Origin of the sequence: Flagellimonas spongiicola (genome assembly GCF_023502425.1) — a bacterium.
GTDB lineage: Bacteria > Bacteroidota > Bacteroidia > Flavobacteriales > Flavobacteriaceae > Flagellimonas > Flagellimonas spongiicola.
Map to the genome: position 1 here is coordinate 970,039 of NZ_JAMFMA010000001.1, position 22,178 is coordinate 992,216.

At 40.1% G+C, this 22,178-nt stretch carries 18 protein-coding genes; 8 read left to right on the forward strand and 10 right to left on the reverse strand.

Features of this window, described 5'->3' with window-relative positions; translation table 11 throughout:
• Position 1: 1 nt before the first annotated feature.
• Together M3P19_RS04555 and M3P19_RS04560 are read right to left on the reverse strand one after the other, a co-directional pair.
• Positions 2 to 1,111 (reverse strand): TlpA disulfide reductase family protein, encoded by a 1,110-nt coding sequence (locus M3P19_RS04555; protein ID WP_249656443.1) that lies wholly within the window; start codon positions 1,109 to 1,111, stop codon positions 2 to 4.
• A 96-nt stretch (positions 1,112 to 1,207) separates the two neighbouring features.
• Entirely contained in the window at positions 1,208 to 1,699 is a 492-nt protein-coding gene (locus M3P19_RS04560) for a hypothetical protein (protein WP_249656444.1), read from the reverse strand.
• 87 nt (positions 1,700 to 1,786) lie between these two features.
• On the opposite strand from M3P19_RS04560, the gene M3P19_RS04565 reads away from it, so the two are divergent.
• Positions 1,787 to 4,699 (forward strand): FAD-binding and (Fe-S)-binding domain-containing protein, encoded by a 2,913-nt coding sequence (locus M3P19_RS04565; protein ID WP_249656445.1) that lies wholly within the window; start codon positions 1,787 to 1,789, stop codon positions 4,697 to 4,699.
• Here M3P19_RS04565 and M3P19_RS04570 read toward each other — a convergent pair.
• Entirely contained in the window at positions 4,676 to 5,569 is an 894-nt protein-coding gene (locus M3P19_RS04570; RefSeq protein ID WP_249656446.1) for a UDP-2,3-diacylglucosamine diphosphatase, read from the reverse strand. The two genes, M3P19_RS04565 and M3P19_RS04570, sit on opposite strands and share 24 nt — an antisense overlap.
• Positions 5,570 to 5,761: 192 nt before the next feature.
• Here M3P19_RS04570 and aroC point away from each other — a divergent pair, with 192 nt between their 5' ends.
• The 7 genes from aroC (at position 5,762) to M3P19_RS04605 (ending at position 16,433) form a co-directional block, all read left to right on the forward strand.
• A complete protein-coding gene (gene aroC, locus M3P19_RS04575) occupies positions 5,762 to 6,826 on the forward strand; it encodes a chorismate synthase (RefSeq protein ID WP_249656447.1) in 1,065 nt (354 codons plus the stop codon).
• Positions 6,827 to 6,883: 57 nt separating this feature from the next.
• Positions 6,884 to 8,212: a dicarboxylate/amino acid:cation symporter gene (locus M3P19_RS04580; protein ID WP_249656448.1), complete on the forward strand. Its 1,329-nt coding sequence runs from the start codon at positions 6,884 to 6,886 to the stop codon at positions 8,210 to 8,212.
• A 21-nt stretch (positions 8,213 to 8,233) separates the two neighbouring features.
• A complete protein-coding gene (gshB, locus tag M3P19_RS04585; protein ID WP_249656449.1) occupies positions 8,234 to 9,265 on the forward strand; it encodes a glutathione synthase in 1,032 nt (343 codons plus the stop codon).
• The gene (locus tag M3P19_RS04590) at positions 9,258 to 10,085 is read left to right on the forward strand and encodes an N-formylglutamate amidohydrolase (protein ID WP_249656450.1); all 828 of its coding nucleotides are present in this window, start codon (positions 9,258 to 9,260) and stop codon (positions 10,083 to 10,085) included. Before gshB ends, M3P19_RS04590 begins: the two co-directional genes overlap by 8 nt.
• Positions 10,082 to 11,254: a flavohemoglobin expression-modulating QEGLA motif protein gene (locus tag M3P19_RS04595; protein WP_249656451.1), complete on the forward strand. Its 1,173-nt coding sequence runs from the start codon at positions 10,082 to 10,084 to the stop codon at positions 11,252 to 11,254. Before M3P19_RS04590 ends, M3P19_RS04595 begins: the two co-directional genes overlap by 4 nt.
• Positions 11,255 to 11,491: 237 nt before the next feature.
• Positions 11,492 to 15,073: a DUF1592 domain-containing protein gene (locus tag M3P19_RS04600; protein WP_249656452.1), complete on the forward strand. Its 3,582-nt coding sequence runs from the start codon at positions 11,492 to 11,494 to the stop codon at positions 15,071 to 15,073.
• Between the two features lie 10 nt (positions 15,074 to 15,083).
• Positions 15,084 to 16,433, forward strand: coding sequence for a DUF1552 domain-containing protein (locus M3P19_RS04605; protein WP_249656453.1), 1,350 nt, complete (start codon positions 15,084 to 15,086; stop codon positions 16,431 to 16,433).
• A gap of 4 nt (positions 16,434 to 16,437) precedes the next feature.
• On the opposite strand, the gene M3P19_RS04610 is transcribed toward M3P19_RS04605, so the two are convergent.
• The 7 genes from M3P19_RS04610 to M3P19_RS04640 all read right to left on the reverse strand — a co-directional run bounded on the left by M3P19_RS04610 (position 16,438) and on the right by M3P19_RS04640 (position 22,018).
• On the reverse strand, positions 16,438 to 16,845 hold the full coding sequence (locus M3P19_RS04610; RefSeq protein ID WP_249656454.1) for a thiol-disulfide oxidoreductase DCC family protein: 408 nt from the start codon (positions 16,843 to 16,845) through the stop codon (positions 16,438 to 16,440).
• A gap of 58 nt (positions 16,846 to 16,903) precedes the next feature.
• Positions 16,904 to 17,722 carry a CPBP family intramembrane glutamic endopeptidase gene (locus tag M3P19_RS04615; protein ID WP_249656455.1) on the reverse strand — a complete coding sequence of 273 codons (819 nt, stop codon included), beginning with the start codon at positions 17,720 to 17,722 and terminating at the stop codon, positions 16,904 to 16,906.
• Positions 17,723 to 17,815: 93 nt separating this feature from the next.
• Positions 17,816 to 18,568, reverse strand: a complete 753-nt coding sequence (locus tag M3P19_RS04620; protein ID WP_249656456.1) for a DUF6090 family protein — start codon at positions 18,566 to 18,568, stop codon at positions 17,816 to 17,818.
• A 93-nt stretch (positions 18,569 to 18,661) separates the two neighbouring features.
• Positions 18,662 to 19,189: a hypothetical protein gene (locus M3P19_RS04625; protein WP_249656457.1), complete on the reverse strand. Its 528-nt coding sequence runs from the start codon at positions 19,187 to 19,189 to the stop codon at positions 18,662 to 18,664.
• The gene (locus tag M3P19_RS04630) at positions 19,189 to 19,704 is read right to left on the reverse strand and encodes a hypothetical protein (protein WP_249656458.1); all 516 of its coding nucleotides are present in this window, start codon (positions 19,702 to 19,704) and stop codon (positions 19,189 to 19,191) included. Before M3P19_RS04630 ends, M3P19_RS04625 begins: the two co-directional genes overlap by 1 nt.
• A gap of 10 nt (positions 19,705 to 19,714) precedes the next feature.
• On the reverse strand, positions 19,715 to 20,536 hold the full coding sequence (locus tag M3P19_RS04635; protein ID WP_249656459.1) for a sialate O-acetylesterase: 822 nt from the start codon (positions 20,534 to 20,536) through the stop codon (positions 19,715 to 19,717).
• 126 nt (positions 20,537 to 20,662) lie between these two features.
• Complete coding sequence (locus M3P19_RS04640; RefSeq protein WP_249656460.1) at positions 20,663 to 22,018, reverse strand: S41 family peptidase; 1,356 nt, start codon at positions 22,016 to 22,018, stop codon at positions 20,663 to 20,665.
• Between the last annotated feature and the right edge of the window lie 160 nt (positions 22,019 to 22,178).

Sequence of the window (22,178 nt, forward strand, 5' to 3'; positions counted from 1 at the left end):
CTTAGTTGAGCAATTCCGCAACTTTATCTTCCAACGCCTGACCTCTTAAATCTTTGGCAATGATTACACCATTCTCATCTAAAAGGAAAGCAGCTGGGATTGCATTGATGTTATACAATTTCGCAATGGGATCCTGAAACCGTTTTAGGTTGGAAATATGATTCCATGCAAGGCCATCAGCTTCAATCGCTTTATTCCAATCTTCGGCTCTGGCATCCAATGAAACACCAATAATGTTCAAGCCTTTATCGTGATATTTGTTGTAGACGTTCACAATATTTGGGTTTTCAGCGCGACAAGGTCTACACCAGGCGGCCCAAAAATCAATAAGGGTTAATTTACCTTTTACTTCACTTAGAGCTAACGAATCGCCATCAGGTGTCGGCGCCGAAAATTCTGGAGCAACACCACCTATGTCCGTATTTTTGGACTGATCCAATTGTTTTTTAAGAATTTCACCCTGTTCTGAAGCTTTCATTTCCGGAGTCAATGCTTCATATAATTCCATGATTTCATCTCTGGGTAAAGTTTTGCTCATCATAAGATTATTGATAATCAAAACAGAAATCAGTGCGCTTGGATTTTCCTTGGCAAAATCAATATTGAAGTTTTTTACATCATCTTGAAATTCCATATACTCCTCCCGCAATGCGGTCACTGTAGCAGTATCCTGTTGTTGCGCTGCTCTTCGCATATCATCCTGCATAGAACGGGCACGTTGGGATAATTGCCTTGATTCACCTAGGAAGTTCATAAAAAGCTCATTCTGTGGGGTTCCTTTGAGACTGGCATAATTCATACTGTCTTTCTGGAATTTTACATCAATAGTGCCATTTTCCAAGATAAAAGGAATATTTCCCCTATTGGCTTCAACGAAAATATAGTGCAGTTTAGGTTCAAGTTGGGCGCCAGAAAAAGCAAAAGTGCCATTTTCCACCGTGGTGGTATCTACATCCATTAGTTGGTTTAGGGAATCCGTGGTTTTTAAGAAAACCTGGGTACCGTTCTGCAAGTCTCCTGTAACCGTAGCATTTATCATAAATCCTTCAGGAGTTGAATTACAGGAAGCTAAAAGCACCAAACCTAATGCAATCGTTAATACATTTTTCATTCGAATCAATTTAAGCTGCTAAGTTATTCATTACCTATGGCAAAAAAAAGCCCTTAACTTTTAAAAGGGGTTAAGGGCGTGTTTCTCTATTAATGATTAGAATTGATATCGAATACCCAGAGCTATATCAAAATCAAAGTCATTCTCAAAGCCGTCGTAGCCAATCAGTCCTATTTCCGGGCGAAAATCAAGGGAGAGCAATAATGGGATATCAAAATTGTATTCTATTCCAATATCACCTGCGGCAAAAACGAATAGACCATCATCGTCATCGCTTCCATCCAATTCAAAATCAACGCTGCCTAATCCGCCTCCAACACCATAATACCAATTAAAATTGCCATCCAAAGGATGTACCCATTGGTATACGCCGGCAAGTTTAAAGGCATCAAAGGCCCGGCTATCACGCCATCCAAGATTGAACTCGGCCCTGTTATATCTACCTATGGATTTTTGATAGGAAATTTCAGCTCCAAATCCATCACTGTCACCTAATCGCAAACCAAGTGCATGTTCAGAAATATCTTGGGCACTCAATGATGCTGTTGCAAACAAAAAAAGTCCAATAAATAATGTGGTAATCCTCATAAGTTTCTCGTTTAGTTAAAAATTAAAGATAGTTTTGTACTTCTTTTTGACATTAAAACTGCTTAGGAACCCAAAAATTGTTCCAGATTGGAAAAATCTTTATTCAAAAACCTTGCCCAACTACTTGAAGGAGAACTTAAAATAGATGAATTAAGTAAGGCTTTATATGCCACTGATGCTTCTGTTTACAGAAAACTACCTCAAGCCGTAGCTTTTCCAAAGACTTCTACCGATATACAACACCTGATTGGATTTGCCAATACCAATGGAATTGGACTTATCCCAAGGACTGCTGGCACTTCATTGGCTGGACAATGTGTTGGGGATGGCATTGTTGTGGATGTTTCCAAACACTTCACTCAAATCCTGAAATTGGACCAGGAAAAGAAGCAGGTCAGGGTTCAACCGGGAGTGGTTAGAGATGAGTTGAATCTATATTTAAAACCATTTGGTTTGTTTTTTGGACCAAATACGTCCACTGCTAACAGATGCATGATAGGGGGTATGGTCGGAAACAACTCCTCAGGGACTACATCTATTCAATACGGCGTTACTCGGGACAAAGTAGTTGCTATGCAATGCGTTCTATCAGACGGAAGTGTAAAAGAAATAACCGCTCTGGATTCACATGCATTTAACGAAAAGATGGCCCAAGAAGATTTGGAGGGGGATATCTATCGTTTTTTGAATGACGAACTCGGTAAGTTGGAAACACAGCAACAAATTCGAGATGAATTTCCAAATCCCAGCATTCACAGAAGGAATACTGGTTATGCAGTCGATGAACTTTTAAACAATAATCGATATGGCACAAAAGCCAATGACTTTGATTTATGCCAATTACTTTCGGGGAGTGAAGGTACTTTGGCCTTTACGACTGAAATAACGCTACAGCTGGATGATTTACCACCTGAATATGCTGCCATGGTGGCCACACACTATCATACGCTGGAAGATAGTTTGGCCGATGTGGCACCGGCTATGCAACATTCCCTCCATTTGTGCGAAATGATGGATAAGGTAATTCTGGATTGTACCAAAAGCAATAGGGCACAATTAGAGAATCGGTTCTTTGTTAGCGGAGACCCAGCCGCAATTTTGATGTTGGAAGTCAAAGCCGATTCAGAGGATGACTTGAACAGACAATTGGAAGCCTTACTTAAGACTGTTGAACAATCGGGATTGAGCTATTCCAGTCCTGTGCTTCGCGGTGACGAAATTGCTAAAGCGATTGAATTACGAAAAGCAGGCCTTGGTTTGCTTGGAAACATGGTCGGGGACAGAAAAGCAGTAGCGTGTATTGAAGATACTGCAGTAGCTATTGACGATTTAAAGGATTTTATCGGGGAATTTACCAACATCATGAAAGGGTACGGCCAAGAAGCCGTGTATTATGCCCATGCCGGAGCCGGTGAGTTGCATTTGAGGCCTATTCTTAATCTTAAAAAGTCGGAAGACGTGAAGTTGTTCCGGGAAATCACCACGGATGTAGCGCATTTGACTAAAAAATACAAGGGTAGTTTTAGTGGCGAACATGGAGATGGCATTGTACGGGCCGAATTCATTCCATTGATGATAGGTGAAAAGAATTACGAGCTACTTAAGCGTCTCAAAAAGTCATTTGACCCCAATAATATTTTCAACCCAGGCAAAATTGTTGATGCATTCCCAATGGATGAATCCCTTCGTTACGAAGTGGATCGCAGTGAACCTGAAGTTAAGACCTTAATGGATTTTTCTGATAGTGAAGGTATTTTAAAAGCCGCGGAAAAATGTAATGGGAGCGGGGATTGTCGTAAAAGCCATCATATGAAAGGTGGAATGTGTCCGAGCTATCATGCCACCAAAAACGAAAAGGACACAACTAGGGGGCGAGCCAATACCTTGAGGGAATTTTTGACAAATTCCTATAAGCCTAATCAGTTTGACCACAAGGAATTAAAAGAAGTTTTTGATTTGTGTTTGAGTTGTAAGGCATGTGCCAGCGAATGTCCAAGTAATGTTGATATTGCTGCGCTAAAAGCTGAGTTTTTGTATCAGTACCAAGAAACTAACGGCTATCCATTTAGAAGTAAATTGTTTGCCCATAATACCAAACTTACCGCATTGGGTAGCCAGGTGCCCGCACTAACCAACACCATGTACAAGTCCAATTTTTTTGGCGGCTTGCTCAAAAGAGCATCTGGAGTGGCGCAAGAACGAAGTTTGCCCTTGGTTTATAAAGTGGATTTTGCCAAGTTTTTGAAGGCACAGCCAAAAACCAAGGAGGAAGCAGGTAAAAAGGTGGTCCTTTATATTGATGAATTCACAAAGTATTTGGATGTTGAGGTTGGTAAAGACGCCATTGAACTACTTTGTAGATTAGGTTATGATGTTGAACTGTTTTATGCCGAGAGTGGTAGGACGTATTTGTCCAAAGGTTTTCTGAAACAAGCGAAGCGATTAGCGGAGAAAAACAGCATACAATTAGCTCCTTATCTAAATAGCGAAATACCAATTGTTGGCTTGGAACCTTCAGCAATTCTATCGTTTAGGGATGAATACAAACGATTGCTAACTGATAAAAACTTGACTGAAAAATTGAGTAAACAATCTTATTTGATTGAAGAGTTTTTAGCATCGGAAATAGAACAGGGTAATCTAGGTCCTGAGGTTTTCACCAAGGAAACGAGAGAGGTCAAAATACATAACCATTGTCATCAAAAGGCGCTTTCCAATCAAAAAGTCACCTTCGATATTTTAAATCTACCTGAAAACTACAAAGTGACCATAATACCTTCTGGTTGCTGCGGAATGGCCGGTTCTTTTGGATATGAAAAAGAACACTATGAAACCAGCATGCAAGTGGGCGCATTAAAATTATTTCCGGCGGTGAAAAAGTGCGATAATGACACATTGATTTCCGCCAATGGAACCAGTTGTAGACATCAAATAAAGGATGGTACAGATAGAGATGCGGAGCATCCTGTTTCTATTTTACTCAAGGCCTTGGTCATCTAAATCCTTAGCTTTCTCCGGTATTTCCTCAATTTCAATGTCCACATCAGTGGTTTTATCTGTAATGGAGGCTATCAATTCATTCATGTCCATTTCCTTAAGGTCTTCATCAGCAAAGAATGGCGAAAGACGATCATGGTTGTAATGATAAATTCGCCAGCGTTTGAATGAATATTCCAGAGCGGTTAAATTTTCGACCCAGTCACCAGAATTCAAATAGGTGCAGCTCCCGTTTTTGTTTTCGTACCGTTCTTTTTTGGGTTGATGTATGTGTCCGCATATCACATAATCGTAATGGTTTTCGATGGCAAGGTCGGCAGCGGTCTTTTCAAAATCATTGATGTATTTTACCGCACTCTTTACGCCATTTTTAATTCGTTTGGACAAAGAGTACTTCTCACGACCCATCTTAACCAAGCACCAATTTACAATGCTGTTCAACAGGATAAGTAGGTCATAACCGTAACCACCTAATTTAGCCAACCACTTGGCATTTTGGATAGACAAATCGAATACATCCCCATGGAAAATCCAAGCTTTTTTGCCATCAAGATTTAGCACCAACTTGTTCATGATTTTAAAATTGCCCATTGAAGTATCACTGAACTTACGGAGCATTTCATCATGATTTCCAGTTATATAGTAAACTTCGGTGCCTTTCGATGCCATTCCAATAACCTTCTTCAGAACCTTTAGATGGGACGCAGGAAAATAGCGTTTACTGAATTGCCAGATGTCTATAATATCGCCATTCAAAATCAACTTTTTTGGCTGTATACTGTTCAGGTATGCAATAAGCTCGTCCGCATGACAACCATATGTCCCCAAGTGAACATCTGATATCACAGCCAATTCAATTTTCCTTTTTTTCAATTTATGAAGCATTTAACTGCAAAATAAACTTGTGGGAATAAACTGAAAATCAATTTGAAATCAAGAATACATCAGCATATTGTTAAGAAATCATGACCTTCCGCTACATTCTGTTACACTAAGGTTATGCGTCCCCGGGGTTTTTTAATACCCGCAATATCCGTTACCTTTGAGGCTTTTAGATTTTCAGGTATGGCAGGTAATTCATTTGGTCAATTGTTTAAGCTCACCACTTTTGGTGAATCCCACGGAAAAGCATTGGGTGGTGTAATTGATGGATGTCCTGCTGGAGTTACCTTGGACTTGGATAAAATTCAAAATGAACTTAACCGCAGAAAGCCTGGCCAATCTGCCATTGTAACGCAAAGAAAGGAGCCAGATACCGTTGAGTTTTTTTCAGGAATATTTGAAGGCATGACCACTGGAACACCAATAGGTTTTGCAATCTTCAACACCAACCAAAAATCAAAGGATTATGCGCATATAAAAGACTCTTACAGACCTTCACATGCTGATTATGTCTATGATCAGAAATATGGTTTCCGTGACTATAGGGGAGGCGGTAGGAGTTCTGCCCGTGAAACGGCAAGTAGAGTGGTTGCAGGTGCAATAGCCAAGCAGCTATTGGGTGAAATGAAAATCAATGCCTACGTTTCCCAAGTAGGCGAGTTGCAACTAGATAAAGCGTACCAAGAACTGGACTTTTCGGTAATTGAAAAAAATCCAGTGCGTTGTCCGGATCAAGATATGGCCGAAAAAATGGAAGATTATATCAAATCCATTAAAAAACAGGGGGATACCATAGGAGGTGTAATTAGTTGCGTCATCCAAAATGTACCTATTGGTTTGGGTGAACCTGTATTTGATAAACTTCATGCGGTTCTTGGATCTGCAATGCTATCGATTAACGCGGTAAAAGGTTTTGAGTACGGAAGCGGTTTTGCCGGAGTTCAGATGAAAGGCAGTGCGCATAATGATGCTTACAATCCAGATGGCACCACCAAGACCAATCGCAGTGGTGGAATCCAAGGTGGAATTAGCAATGGAATGGATATTTACTTTAATGTAGCCTTTAAACCTGTGGCAACGGTCTTACAGGCTTACGATACCATCAATAAAGAGGGCGAGAAAGTAACTACCCAAGGAAAAGGAAGACATGACCCATGTGTCGTTCCTAGGGCCGTACCCATAGTAGAGGCCATGGCCGCTTTGGTAATGGCGGATTTCACGCTTTTGGCTCGCTCCAATAAAATCTAAATTTGGGGTTAGGGCATTTCCCACCAAAATAGTATCTTACTTTCCTAAAACTTATATATGCGCAAACTAGAACTGCACTGGCAGATCCTTATTGGTATGCTACTAGGTATCATTTTCGGTTATGTGATGACCGGTTTTGATTGGGGTAAGGATTTTGTTTCAGATTGGATCCAACCTTTCGGTACCATCTTCGTAAAATTTTTGAAATTGATTGCGATACCCTTAATCTTGGCATCCTTGATCAAAGGTATTTCTGATTTAAAGGATATCTCAAAATTCAGGAATATTGGCTTACGTACAATCGCCATTTATATTGGAACTACGGTAGTTGCCATTAGCATAGGCTTAATACTTGTCAACTTATTACAACCAGGAGATGGCATATCGGAGGCCACAGTTGCTAAATTGGAGCGCACTTATGCGGGTGACCAGGAAGTTACTTCCAAACTAGCCCAAGCAACTCAGCAAAAGAAGAGCGGTCCCTTGAAGTTTTTAGAGGATATGGTGCCTGATAATGCATTCAGTGCATTTTCTGATAATGGACGAATGCTTCAAGTTATAGTGTTTACCATATTGTTCGCAATTTCCATGCTTCTAATAGGTGAAAAACGGGCAAAACCATTAAAGGACTTTTTTGATGCTTTAAATGATGTAGTGCTAAAAATGGTGGATTTGATCATGTTGATCGCACCATATGCCGTATTTGCACTTTTGGCAAGTGTGGTGGTAACATCCAATGATCCTGATTTATTGTTGGCCTTGTTAAAATACGCAGGCGTAGTGGTTTTAGGATTGCTTCTAATGATCACATTTTATGTTGTTTTGGTATCCGTATACACCAAAAAGAACCCCTTTTGGTTTCTAAAGGAAATAAGCCCGGCACAGCTGTTGGCTTTTTCCACAAGTTCGAGTGCGGCCACCTTGCCTGTGACCATGGAGCGTGTGGAAGAGCATATCGGCGTAGATAAAGAAGTATCAAGTTTTGTCCTACCAGTTGGCGCTACAATTAACATGGATGGAACAAGTTTGTACCAAGGTGTGGCAGCCGTTTTCATTATGCAAGTTTTATGGCCAGAAGGTCTAGGATTATCCAATCAATTGGCCATTATTTTAACTGCCTTACTGGCATCTATTGGTTCTGCAGCAGTGCCAGGTGCAGGAATGGTTATGTTGGTAATCGTACTGGAATCCATTGGTTTTCCTGCAGACCTCTACCCAGTTGCTCTAGCATTGATATTTGCCGTTGATAGACCCTTGGATATGTGTCGCACTACGGTTAATGTTACTGGCGATGCAACGGTATCAATGGTAGTGGCTAAATCTGTAGGTAAATTAGGTGATCCACATGTGGAAGACTGGGATGATCATTTGGATGAAGTAAAATAACCAATCAAATAAATTATCGCTATGAACATATGTTTTTTGATGTATCCATGGGATGAAATTGATCCCGAAAACGACACAAGTTTAGCATTGATTCATGAATGTGTGAAGCGAAAACATGGGGTGGCATTATGTACACCGGCTAATCTGACTATAAGAAACAGCGTTACCAGTGCTTTTTGCACCGTTATCAATAGAATGGACAAGGTTTCCAGTAACCTGAAAACCTTTTATAAGCAAGCCTCAATTCGCGAGGAAATGTTGCCGTTGGCTGGTTTTGATGTCATATTTATGAGAGCTAACCCACCTTTGGACCCCTTGATGCTGAACTTTTTGGATTCAGTAAAGGATGACGTCTTTATCATGAATTCTTTACAAGGGCTACGGGAAGCGAACAACAAACTGTATACGGCAGCCTTTGGGGACAGCCATAGCAACATAATTCCAGTTACCCACGTTTCCAAAAACAAAAGGTATCTCGTACAGCAAATAAAGGAATCTTCTGCTGATAAAATGATTCTGAAACCTTTGAATGGATTTGGGGGTTCTGGGGTCATTCTTATTGAGAAATCTGCCATGTCCAATATCAAATCCTTGTTGGATTTTTATGTGACCAATTCAGATGGCACCTCCAATTATGTTATCCTTCAGGAGTATATTGAAGGTGCAGATCAGGGTGATATTAGAGTTTTGATTTTGAATGGTGAACCCATAGGTGCGATGCGGCGAATCCCAGGTTCGGATGATCATCGCTCCAACGTCTCAGCAGGAGGGTCGGTTGCTAAACACACACTGACCAAGGAAGAAAAAGCGCTTTGCAAGCAAATAGGGCCCAAGTTGGTTAATGATGGTTTGTATTTTGTTGGAATTGATGTGATTGGCGGAAAACTTGTTGAGGTAAATGTAATGTCGCCAGGCGGAATAACTTATATGAACAAGGTATACAAAACCAAAATCCAATGCAAGGTCATTGATTTTGTTGAAAGTAAGGTTTTGGACAAGCTTCAAGCCTTTGATAGAAGATCACGATTACGCAGTGAGGTAGAGAATGCTTAGATTATCCATTGATGAAATACTACAACATATTGAAACCGGAACGTGCTTCGAGACGGTTTCAGAGGATTATGCGTTTACCTTAAAAATTTCATCATATGTACCTTTTATCTGTGGGGCGGTTCATGATGGACATCAATTCAGAAAATCCTTATGGGACAATTGTCTGCATAGCGAATTCGACCGTTGGTACGAAGAGGATCCGTGTACCAAAGAAATGGTACAAAGTTTCCCCATAGTTTTGGCAGGATGTGACAGCAGGTTTGAATATGATTTAAACCGAGAACCACAAACTGCCATTTTTGATACTGCTTGGGGAAAACAATTGTGGCGAACACCATTGCCCGAAACTGAAAAGGAGTACAGTTTAAAGAAACATGCAAATTTCTACAGAGTAGTACAAGCATTGGTTCGTAAAATAGAATCCGAATTTGGAAAAGCCATTGTTTTTGATATGCATAGCTACAATTGGAAACGATGGGATCGACCTGTGCCCGCATGGAATTTGGGTACTATTAATATAGATATGGACAGATACGGTGGTCTAGTAGAAAGTTGGAGGGATAAATTGGATGGCATTCAACTCCCAAATGGAATTGACAATCAGGCCAAACTCAATGATACGTTCCATGGAAAGGGCTATTTTTTAAAATATATTACCGAGAACTTTGGAAATACCTTAGTTTTGGCGACCGAAATTTCCAAAATCTATTGCGACGAAAGTACCGGAATAATCTATCCGGAGGTGGTTAGATCTGTGGAAACACAATTAAAATCATTGATTCCAATAATGGTAGAGGAGTTTCAGTCATCAAGAATATGATCGAGTCAGCGCAAATAGGGGAACTTGATAAGGAATATGGCCATCTGTTTGAGATTGATGCCAACCTTGATCGTTTGGTACGAAGGATTGAATTGTTGAGTTACATCAACCCTTTGAACATTGAAAAGGAAAAACAGCGTTTTTTTTCTTCTAAATACACCGCAGAGCCTAATTTTAAGTACCCAAAACTCAAGTTTGATCCATACAAGCTGCATCGTCTATTCTATTCGCAACGCCTAGAGCGAATTAAAGATGAAAAGATACGCCAGTTGTATCAAGAAGTGATTTATCACTATTCCAATATGATTCAATGCATTGAGACAATTGGAAAGGGGCGAAAATTCTATTACAACTCACTACGTGTTTATGGAACTCCAATGGAGCGCGACGTTCAGAATGCAAGATATATTTTGCACTTTGAGGATGAGCCAGCTTCCTTGGATATGGAGAAAGTCTATACTGCTGAAGAAGCGCGAGACTATTTTGAAGACTACGCAAAGCATTACGATTTTCCGCTGAACATAAAATTCTCAACACATATAGCTGCAGAGGCTATGGTCAGTAATAGTTCACAGTCGCTGCTGATCAAAAAGCATATAAAGTTCAGTAAGAATCAACTGTTAACCCTTGCAAACCATGAGATAGGCATTCATTTGGTTACTACATTCAATGGCCAGTTACAGCCTTTAAAAATATTTTCAAATGGATTACCCAAGAATGTGGAAACCCAAGAAGGCTTGGCGGTTTTTAGCGAATACATGGGTGGAGCATTGACCCTTAAACGATTAAAGGAATTGGCCTATCGTGTGTTGGCCGCAGACAGTTTGATCAAAGGTTACTCTTTCGCTGATACTTTTGATTTGATTCACGGGCAATATAAATTGAATAGGGATGAAGCTTTTAGTATCACATTAAGGGCGCATCGTGGGGGTGGATTTACCAAGGACCGATTATACCTAAGCGGATTACGCAAGATCTACAAGCGGTATCAAAACGAAGAAAGCTTGGATATGCTCTTGTCTGGTAAGGTTGCTCTAGCAGATGAGGAAATGATTCGCTATTTAAGAACCAAAGGGTTGGCAGCACCCATAGCCCATAAAAGTTTGTCTTTCCAGCAGAAACTAAATACCAATCCCACATTGGATTTTATTCTGAATAATTTAAAGTAGTAGCTTTTACTTTCCCTTTCACAAGTTTACCTCAATTTATTGAAAGCCGGAATACGCATTACTTTGCATTTTAACACATAAATCCACAAATTCTTCAATATCGGGCAATTTTAGTATCGATTCATGCAAATTCTTAGGTGTTTTCTGGAATACCGATATTTTAATTTTGTGTAAAACCCTTTCCAAATGTTATTGGAAAGCGTAACCACCAAACTTCATCATAAAGAACAATAACGCATGAGCGACAAAAAATTGGTAATTCAAGCAACTATTGGCACACTATTGTTGCTGGTTGCACCAATGATTCCAATTCCTAGTGTAAATTTCTGGCTATTGGACTTATTTGGCAAATTCCACCCATTAGTGGTTCATTTACCAATTGGTTCGCTCTTGTGTTTGTTCATTCTGGAATTTTTAATTCCAAAATCCCAGATGGCCCAAATTCGCGGTGTAATCTTAAAGTTCATCATCGGCTCTGCATTTCTTGCTGTAATAGCCGGTGTCCTATTAGCCGGTTCGGGATCATATGGTAGTGATGCCTTTGTGCTGCATAAATGGTTTGGTGTAGCCACAGCAATACTATGTGTTTGGTTGTATGTGCTTGATAGGCTGGGAAATAATCAATCTATTGGGAAATTTTCACTTTATCAATGCACCTTAACAATAAATGTTATCGTGTTAAGTATAGCCGGGCATTATGGAGGGTCTTTGACCCATGGCACGGATTATCTTACCAAAAGCCTTCCGGAAAGCGTACGCACTTTTTTTGGGGATGACCCATATGAACTTAAAGGTCTGGTGGCCATGAACAATTCAAAGGTCAACAAAACCCTTGAAAGTTATAGTTATACCGATAACATACAACCGGTCTTAAAAAAATACTGTGTTGAATGTCATGGGCCAGAGGAGCAAAAAGCGGGATTGCGTATAGATGAGCTCAACCCGGATTTGATCAAAGGGCCGGATGCTTTTGCGTGGCGGGCTATGTTGGATATGATCAACAGTGGCGAGATGCCTCCGGAAGAGGAAGAACAACTATCAGATGAGGAACGCCGGTTATTAGTGGATTGGATTACAGCGACGGTGCAACATGCCATCAAAATAAAAAAATCAAGTCAGGCGGCCGTAATTCGAAGGTTGACCAAAAAGCAATACACCAATTCGCTTCAGGAGCTGTTGCAAATTAAAATGGATTTTGGTGATGTTCTACCCGATGACGAAAAATCTGAAATGGGATTTAGTAACAACGGACATGAGCTACAGATTTCACCATTGCATATCGACTACTATAAAAAAATAGCCAGGGAAGCGTTGGACAAGGCCATCGTAACAACTGAAAAACCTAAATCCACCCATTATCGGGTTCAATTTGGATTGGGAATCGGGGAGGAATTGCCTTCTGCCATGATTGGGGGATATCAAAGTGCACCTATCAATTCCAATGATTTTATTGTGGACATTCTAGATGCTGATGGTTTACCTATGCAACCAAAAGACAGTTTGGAAGAGGCTTATTATACAGAAGTAAAAAAGAATATAGGCGTTGGCATGCGCGGTTCACATTCAGATCGGTATGAAGTGGTAGAAGATGGTGTTATCCTTTACTCCGCCTTGCCTCATAAAGAAGTTAGTCCAAAATCGTGGCAGGGACCTTCACCCAACTTGAAACTTTTAGTCAAGGATTATTTTCCCATGGATGGTGATTTTGAGTTTCGGGTGAAGGCTTCCAAGGGCTACCACGAGCATGTGAAAAAAGAAGGACTTATTAGTTTAAGACGGACAGTACCTGCTGAAAACATGCAATCCACCATTCACCTGCAAGCTCGGAAATTTACGAATCGACAAAATATGGTTTACCGTGGTAAATACCTTGCCTCGGAGGATTTGACCAATTACAGTTACGCGAAAGCTACATTTACTGCGCCTAAAACCGGCTATTACCAAATCGATTTCACACATCCGTATGCCGCGCAAGACGGGATGCCTTCCATTAATATGCGTTTGGATCAATTCCAAATTCAGGAACGACTGCATTTACAGCAACCTGAAGATGGGTCTTTGGATATGATAACACCCTTGACCATGGCTTATTTGGAAGAAGGGGAACATGCTATTGAGATTGGCGGGCGCTTTTTTGTTGGCCTGGGTGAGTTAATCATTACCCCTTTTCCTGATGACCATCCCGTAGCACTTCAATTGGATAATGAAGAAGCGGAAAGCAAAAAGAAATACGATTTGGCTGCTCCCATAATGCGCGTGTTCGCGGGAACGCGAACCGATGATGGTATCGACTACAAAAACTTTGACGACTACAGGAATGTTGTCAATACCGACCAACCAAAACAATATATATTCAGCGGTAGATTGGAAGATTTGCCTATTCCGGTAATTGACACCTTAGAAACCGAAATTTTGGCCAATATAATGGGCATGGGCGTCTGGAACGATTATTTGGTGAAAGATAATCGGGATTCTGGCCCTCCATTACTGGTACATGAGATTGAATTTGAGGCACCTTATCATCCCGTTTGGCCACCGACAAGTCATAGCGCTATTTTCATAGCATCGGAGGAAAAATCCAACAAGGAAGTATATACGCAACAAGTTCTTGCCAATTTTATGGAAAAGGCTTTTCGTAGACCACTGGATAAAGGTGAAGTGGAAACGTACATGGAATTTTGGCGCGCTATACGGAATGAGTACGTTTCCTATGAGGCTGGTGTAAAAGAGGTCTTGGTTGCCATTTTATGCTCCCCTAACTTTCTTTATTTGGCAGAACCAGAAGAAGGAACTTCAGATGATGAACGCGAGTATTTTTTAGCATCGCGCTTATCCTATTTTTTATGGGATTCACCACCGGATGAGGAACTCTTAACACTTGCTGATCGTGGCAAACTACATCGAAAAAAGGAGCTGAAGAGACAGTTGCAACGCATGTTGCAAGATGATAAGGTATGGGCCATGGTCCGTAACTTTTCAAAAGAATGGTTACGTATGGATCGTCATGAGACGATGAGTGCCAACGTAAACGAATATGAGGCATATACACGTTTTGTAAAGCGTGATATGACCGAAGAAACCTATCAATTTGTACATTATGTACTCAATTGCAATATGTACTTAGGAAATCTGATAGAGTCGGATTTTGCAATGTTAAACCAAAACTTGGCCGAATTCTACGGCATCGAAGGGGTAAAAGGCAACCATTTTAGACCAGTGGCACTACCACCAAACTCCAAACGAGGCGGACTATTGTCCCAAGGTTCGTTTTTGAGTGGGCATTCTGATGGTACCCAAGCACATGCCATAAAACGTGCCGTATGGTTGCGTTCCAAAATACTGGGAGATCGCCCGCCAGACCCTCCGCCAAATGTTCCGGAATTGGATCCTGAGACCCCGGGATTTGAAAAACTGACCTTAAAAGAACAATTGTTCCTGCATCGAAATAAGGTGTCCTGCATGGACTGTCATGCCAAAATAGATCCTTATGGGATTGTCTTTGAGAATTACAATGCTGTAGGACTTTATCAGACAGTCGCACATAACGGAAACCCTATCGATACCAAAACAGAACTTCCAGACGGTCAGGTAGTTGATGGTGTTGACGAAATAAAAGCGTATATTCTAAATGAAAAACTTGATGACTTTACAAGATCATTGGTAAAACATTTATTCTCATATGCTATGGGCCGGGATGTCACCTTTGTGGATGAACCCGAAATTGAATCGATAGTTGCTGATATCAGAGCGGATGGTTATCGATTTCAATCTGTATTTGAACATATCATTACCAGCAAATCATTTATTGGAGATCTTTAAAACATAAGTTATGGCTAGAAAATCATGGCACCTGGACCGAAGAACCTTTTTAAAAGGTTTGGGCGTTACCTGCACCATTCCGTACATGGAAGCAATGGGTATGGGAACTGTATTCAAACCCAGTAGTCCGGAATCTGCAATGAAGCGTCTGTGTTTTGTGTACTTTCCTAATGGGGTAGGGTTACCTCCAGAAGAAAGTCACTACCATAAAAAATGGAGCTGGTTTCCAATTGGTGAAGGCAAGGACTACCAATTTACCCAAACTTTGAAACCACTGGAGTCCCATCGGGAAGACTTATCAATCCTTGGCGGATTGAGCCACCCGAAAAGTCGTGCATTACTAGGGCATTTAGCTGGAGATACTTGGCTTACTGGCGGAGATGTACGCGGTGCAGAGTATATGAACAGTATTTCTCTAGATCAAGTGGTCGCCCAGAAGTTTGGCAAACACACACGCTATCCCTATTTGGCCTTATCCACGGACGGTGGAATTGGATACAAATCCAGGGTTTCAACCTTGTCTTTTGATCTCTCGGGTAAACCCATCCCAACCGAGCATCGGCACCGTGAGATATTTGAACGCTATTTTGCTCCAGGAGCAGGGGGAACTACAGAAGCCAGACGTAAGAGTATCCAACAAGATAAAAAAATCGTAGACCTGATTTTGGAGGATAGTAAACGCCTGCACCGCAGGTTAGGGCAACACGACAAAGCTAAGATGGATGAGTACCTGACTTCATTGAGTTCTGTAGAAGACCAAGTTAAGCGTAATGAACAATGGCTGAATATCCCAATGAAGGATTTTGATGCAAGTCACTTGAATTTCAATGCTGATGTAAAGGTAGACCCAGAGGCCTATATAAGAACCACTTTTGATTTGATGGTATTGGGAATGCAGGTTGACCTTACTCGTGTAATGACTTATATGATTGCTAGGGAAGATGGTTTAGGATTAGGGGAGAACTTCCCAAAACTGGCCTTGGGACTGAGCAAAGGACACCATACGATTAGTCATGATTTGACCACCGGTCACTGGGAGGAGTGGGGTAGGTACGACCAATGGCTGTCCAAGCAGTATTCATACTTCTTAGATCGAATGAAAAACACGCATGATGAGCATGGTTCATTGTTGGAAAACACTATGGTGCTCTATGGAAGTGCATGCAGTACCACACATAATGCCATCAATTATCCGTTGGTGTTAGCGGGTGGTTCCAAGATGGGCATAAATCATGGTTCGTATCAAAAATTTGATGAAGAGCCTATGTGCAATCTTTTTGTCAATATGTTGAATCGTCTTGGAATAGAATCTGAAAGTTTCTCGGATAGTACGGGTACCTTGAATACGAATATTCTTTAAGGAATCAACCCAAAAACTTGGCTTGTAATTCTGGTGTTGGAATCATGCAGGCATCTTTTCGCCCAAACCAACGGTAACGGTTTTTGGCAACAAGATCATAAATGACATCACGGAAGACTTTTGGGATCCAAGTGAACAGCGCCAACCCCTTCCATAAACCACCAAAACTTTGTCCAATTTTCAAGGCAGCATCGGATTTTACAAAGTAAGCAACACCTGGTTCTATTAGGATTATGGAATCGACTTTGGAAGTGTCAATACCACGTTCTGCAATAAGTTTTTCGCCGATTTCGCTCTGCAATGCTGCATAGCGAAATAGATCCTTTTTATCTTTCTTAATGATAAACTGTACAGCACCATTACAGAGGTTACATACCCCGTCAAAAAGAATGATACGCTTTCCTATTTCCACAGTGCAAAGATACGGCTCAAAACGTTGATTACCTATCGAACTTCCCAGGGCTAATCACTTAAGCATAAGGACTCCCCAGTACATGAAATACCAAGTCAAATGTAATATGAGTGAGAATTGCAACTAATAATCCTCTTTTCCAATAAATCCATCCAAAAATAGTTCCGGTAATTAAATTACCGATCATGGTAACCGCAATGGTAAAAGGCGCCGGATTCACAAAGTTCTTTGATAGCGGAAGGTGAATTAACCCAAAAAATACTCCAGATAGTAAAATAGCGATCCAAATGGTGCTGTTGGTTGGGCTTATATGGTTCTTAGCGGTTTGTATAAGAACAACTATCAAACTCATAAGACCAAGTCGAAACATAATTTCCTCTGTGATTCCCGCGGAAAATGCAACTACAGCGTAAAACGGTTTATCAGGTCGAGGTAAAATATGTTCCACGGGATATAGCCATTTTTGCAATTCAAACAATGCCAATAGTATAAGTGCGGCACCTGCGCCCAATACCATACTTTGGAATATCACTTTCCATGAAATCATTCCTTTTACTGAGGTACTGGAATACATACGGGAGATAAGGGGAGCGCCCAAATTTGCTCTTGCCGAAATCCAAAGACCCACGAACACAAGAATAACACCTAGAATGGTGCTACTGATCAAATAGTTGGGTAAATCATCCCAAATAGACGGACTCAATATAACATCTGGTATACCAGCCTCGATTTTTAGCCTTCTTAATTCCCGACTAAACGGAATATTAAGTATGGAACCTATAATAAATAGAACGAGAATGGAAATGGCTGTTGGCCAACGTGTTGATTTTTTCTCATCTAGGTCTTGTGTAATGGCAAATGCAAATAGCTTTTTCAATGTTAGGTTTTTTGATTATCCGTTGGACGAGAATCAATGTTACTTGTTACGCATTTGAGCAACCATATTTATAATTATTTGAAAAGAGGTGATTTAACTGAAATCTGCTAATTCCGTTTCCAATTCCTCAACTAGACTATTGTATTCCGCTAGCAATTTCTGTCCTTTTTTGATGACCTCACCCATCTTATACAACAATAAGATATACATGTTCTTTACGGTAGTAGAGCTGAATACTTTGCCATAAAACTCTCGGTCCTTCTTTGTTTCTTCCGGTGTTCGATCACGTAATTGGACCAGTACCGCAGGTTCTATAAAATAGTTGTCAATAAAATAGGGTTCCAGATGCGCTTTGGTATAATCGGTGATTTCATCTTCACTTTCCTGATAATCCCTTACTTGGTCATAGAGTTTTGAAATGCGGTTTTTAATGGTCTCGTTGGAAATCAATTCAATTTTGCCGGAGTTGATCATGGCGTTGTATATCCCCGTGGAAGGATCAAAGGTATGATTCCCCACATTGGCGGTAATCAAGGAATCCAATTGCCTCACGGGCCGATTTTTGATTTCTGAAAATAGAACTTCTTGTAAACTTTGGTTCCGATCAATTTGGGCGTTTAGGGTGGTAGCCAGCTCACCTTTATTGATTTTAATAGATTCCTGCAGACTTTTCAGGGTTTTGAGTTCTTCCTGTTTCAATTGCTTATCCTCATTCCAGTTATTGATCTGTAACGCGATAAGAATACCAATAACAACAAGAATGATTTCACCTAAGGCATATTTTAGGTATTTGAGGGTTTTTCCTTTAAAAAGGAATTCCTGTCTAATTTTTCGAAAGAATTTCATCTGTGGTCAATGTTTAGTGTGAAGTGGCTTGTAACTAAACTACAATTTCCATTTATAATAATGGAAATCAAGGAAAAAAACTTTGGTTTACGTTCAATCCGAAAACCAATTGGAGCAGGCAGCGTAAAACTCCCAACCACTTGGTGTCTTTTGCAGAATTCTAAATTCAGAACTAGAGTTATCTGCTAAATAATAAATAGCATATTGGTTGTTTCGCAGTAAAACCGGTTTGGACACAAATAAGGTACTTGAATCCTTTTTATTCCGTGTTAATCTATGGCTGTTTTTAAGGTTCAATTTCGCAAGCTTGATGACAACCTGTTGTTGAAACTCTTTCTTAAGGTGTCTTAATTCTTCTGATCTTAAGTTGAAGTTATCGTAGGTTTGACCAAAACACTCCCCTAATATGCCGTTTTCTAGATTGATATAGTTGGATAACTGTGGTTCATATGCATCCTTCACCGTGGTTTTGAGGTAGATCCTATTCTGCGCATGATGTTGTAGTATCCAATCGAATAGCGCTATGGTTTCTTGATCCAACTCCTGTGCTTTTTTGGCGGAAGCACAACTATGTATCACAAAACCAAGAATGATCAAGGAGATAAGAATGTAGCGTCTCATTAGGGCAATTCTTTTTTCTGTTGTTTCCCGTTTATATATTCAAATTCCAGTTTTTCACCTTCATCTGTAAAGCAATACTCTTTTCCGTGTTTCTTTTTACCATTGTACTCACCGTAGTAACTCAATTCACCGTTCTCAAAACGTTTGACCAGTTTTTTAATACCATATTCATCGTAATCCACTGTTTCAATGACTTCGCCCTTTAGGTTGTATTGAATTTCCTTGGACAACACCCATGGCTTATACCTTTGGTAAATGGTCTGGTCGGAGATGATTTTTTCCTTACCGTTAAAATAAAGGTTGCTGGAGCGTACCACGCCATCATTATAGATTTCTTCATAAACAAGGTGGCCGTTTTTACGTATACTTTGTGCCACTCCGGTAAGCCGCTCACCGTTCATTTTATAAACAAGGTCATTGTCTATGTAGACCTCTTTCATAGCTAATGTATCCTGACCGAAAGTAGCGAAACCGATTAGTACGCAAATGATGATGTTGAGGTTCTTAAAAGCCATGATAAAGCATTTATTGCTGTAATAATACTTTAAGTTTCGTTGCAAATCTTGTTCCTAATTCTAGTTGTCCTTTTGAGGAGTAATGCACCTTATCTTCCCACTTCTCCAACCCATCGGTGTGTATGAGATAGGTATTGGGTAGTTCTTGACTAATTCGTAATTGCGCAGTGACAACGGTATCCAATGCGGGATAGCGGTCTGCTGGCGGATTTACCTTTCCAAATAAAAAGGGCACTTCCGGACGGTTTACGTCTTTTCTCAGGGATGTAATCAGCGTCTTGAAATTAGTATAATAATCATTGCCCGCTTCTGGGATTCGAGCATCACGTTCTCCTTGCATCCAAAGTACGGCCTCAATTTTCACCTGATTCCCACCGGTTAAGCTATCCGTGAGCTTTAGAAATCGCTTATACATATTTCCAAATTCTGGATGACCAGTGACTTTCGCTTTTTCTGGATCGTAATTAGGTGACCAGTCCAATAGCGAAGACCCGCCTATGGCATACTTGATGAGTATGAATTTTTTATTCGGAAAGTCTTCTTGTAGTATTTTAGAAAGTCCTACTTCAGGGCCGAATTTTTTGGGTTCCTGCTGTAAACCGGCACTTAGCCCAAAGTCATAGTAGATAACATTGGGGAAATTCAAGCTGTCCAAGTCCGCTACTTTTCCTTGCCCCACCATATTGGACTGCCCGCCCATTAAAATGACACTGTACCTATCTACTGTCGTTTTCGTCTTGACCTCAACATTGGCAGTTCGGTTTTGACGATTGCAGGCTACGAGGCAAAACAGTAGTAAAACCAAGGTCCAAATGTAACCGATGTTGTTCATACGCTTTCTTTCTGAAATTTAAGGATTAATTGCAGAAGACGATGCAAACGCATTTATCAAAGAAATGACTACTTATTAGTGCTGGGAGTATTGAAATTACATGAATTGGAATAAAAGCAGTATGACTTAATTTTTAGTGTTTAATATTTCGGTTACATGCTTTATCCATTCATGTTCGGGAATTCTTTGATCCATATAAAAATCAGGTTGAATGCCATTACCATCAATTGCCATTTCTGGTATTCTCATGCTTCTTGTTAAACTGTATCCCAGCTGAAATTCATTACATGGAGAGTTGACATAATACATATTTGAAATATCAAGTACACCGGCAGTATTGGTTCCAAATAATTTCACCTTTGTACTCTGCTTGGCGGCCAATAAAAATTCTTCCGCTGTACTTCCATTGTACTCGTGAATTAAAATCCCAATATTTTTGGGGTAGTTCTCTATTGCATCAAATGTTGTTTCTGTTGTTGCATGTTCATCCAGCAAAACAAATTCACCAAGATGTTCTGATAACTTAGTGTATGAATTCTGGGCCCACTTCTTTTGTTCATCCGTAAAACCATACTCTTTGTTATTTATGAAGTCCAACATTCTCTGATTATTTAGGGGTGTTGATAGGTATTCCATTTGAACCGTGCTAATAGGATTGGTGTATAAAATGGGCAGTAATTCATAAAAACTCGAATCACTTCCACCTCCGTTGTTTCTTATGTCAATAATCAAATTTGGAGTATTGATAATATGTTCAAGGTTCGCATTTAGTACATTATCAATTTTGCTTTTTTCAGAACCCAAGAAACTTGGTATCCGCAACAGAGAAGTCTTTTGGTCAATCAACTCAAAATAAGGGTCCTGTGCTGTTATTGCCTTGAAATGCCGTTTTAATATGGGGTCAGATTCTACTATGGGAAAGTCTCTTTTTAAGTTTACAAAACCCATTTGAAGGTAGTTTTTGCCCAAAAAGTCAACCTGATCAAAGTGCCGTGCTGAATGGTCTCGCATATAATATACAGCAGAGCCATCTTCTTTGATTTTAAACTTTACTTGACCCTTAGTCCAATAAGCACCATCTCCTTGAATAATAAAGCCTATATATTCTTTGCCCACTTTTTTTATTCCAAATTTGTAATAGGCCGCACTCCAAATACCCTCAAGGTCAATGGCAGGCTTGGCTTCTAATCGTGACTTAAAGGCATCCAAGTTAATAGCCAGTTTTTCCCAAGTATTGAATTGCTCAATGATTTTTTGATTATCCTCGGATTGCCCAGATGGTTGACGAACAATTTGAAGTCCGATATGTCCAGACCGAAAGAAACCAAACCACTCGTTAATTAATTGGGCACAATCATTTAAATTATCTGAGGCATTTATTTGACCAATGAACTTTTCATTATGATTTTCGTACGCAGTAAGTCCTTTTTGGTCTATGACCAATTGATAACCTGCATCATTTTCTTCAATGGTTTTTTTCACCCATTCAAAGTTGGACTTGCAATCACAAACTTGTGAAATCGAAATAAGGGGTGTCAGTAGCAGTAAAAAGACAATTTTGTGCATAGGTCTCTATAAATTTTCAATAGAGACATATGAATTTGGAATTGGTTACACTTTTTAATGAAATAATTTTTTGGTG

Bases quoted from the DNA above. Each gene is read 5' to 3' on its own strand.
- M3P19_RS04555 (WP_249656443.1), bottom strand. From the start codon at position 1,111: ATGAAAAATGTATTAACGATTGCATTAGGTTTGGTGCTTTTAGCTTCC.
- M3P19_RS04560 (WP_249656444.1), bottom strand. From the start codon at position 1,699: ATGAGGATTACCACATTATTTATTGGACTTTTTTTGTTTGCAACAGCA.
- aroC (WP_249656447.1), top strand. From the start codon at position 5,762: ATGGCAGGTAATTCATTTGGTCAATTGTTTAAGCTCACCACTTTTGGT.
- M3P19_RS04580 (WP_249656448.1), top strand. From the start codon at position 6,884: ATGCGCAAACTAGAACTGCACTGGCAGATCCTTATTGGTATGCTACTA.
- gshB (WP_249656449.1), top strand. From the start codon at position 8,234: ATGAACATATGTTTTTTGATGTATCCATGGGATGAAATTGATCCCGAA.
- M3P19_RS04590 (WP_249656450.1), top strand. From the start codon at position 9,258: ATGCTTAGATTATCCATTGATGAAATACTACAACATATTGAAACCGGA.
- M3P19_RS04595 (WP_249656451.1), top strand. From the start codon at position 10,082: ATGATCGAGTCAGCGCAAATAGGGGAACTTGATAAGGAATATGGCCAT.
- M3P19_RS04600 (WP_249656452.1), top strand. From the start codon at position 11,492: ATGAGCGACAAAAAATTGGTAATTCAAGCAACTATTGGCACACTATTG.
- M3P19_RS04605 (WP_249656453.1), top strand. From the start codon at position 15,084: ATGGCTAGAAAATCATGGCACCTGGACCGAAGAACCTTTTTAAAAGGT.
- M3P19_RS04620 (WP_249656456.1), bottom strand. From the start codon at position 18,568: ATGAAATTCTTTCGAAAAATTAGACAGGAATTCCTTTTTAAAGGAAAA.
- M3P19_RS04625 (WP_249656457.1), bottom strand. From the start codon at position 19,189: ATGAGACGCTACATTCTTATCTCCTTGATCATTCTTGGTTTTGTGATA.
- M3P19_RS04630 (WP_249656458.1), bottom strand. From the start codon at position 19,704: ATGGCTTTTAAGAACCTCAACATCATCATTTGCGTACTAATCGGTTTC.
- M3P19_RS04635 (WP_249656459.1), bottom strand. From the start codon at position 20,536: ATGAACAACATCGGTTACATTTGGACCTTGGTTTTACTACTGTTTTGC.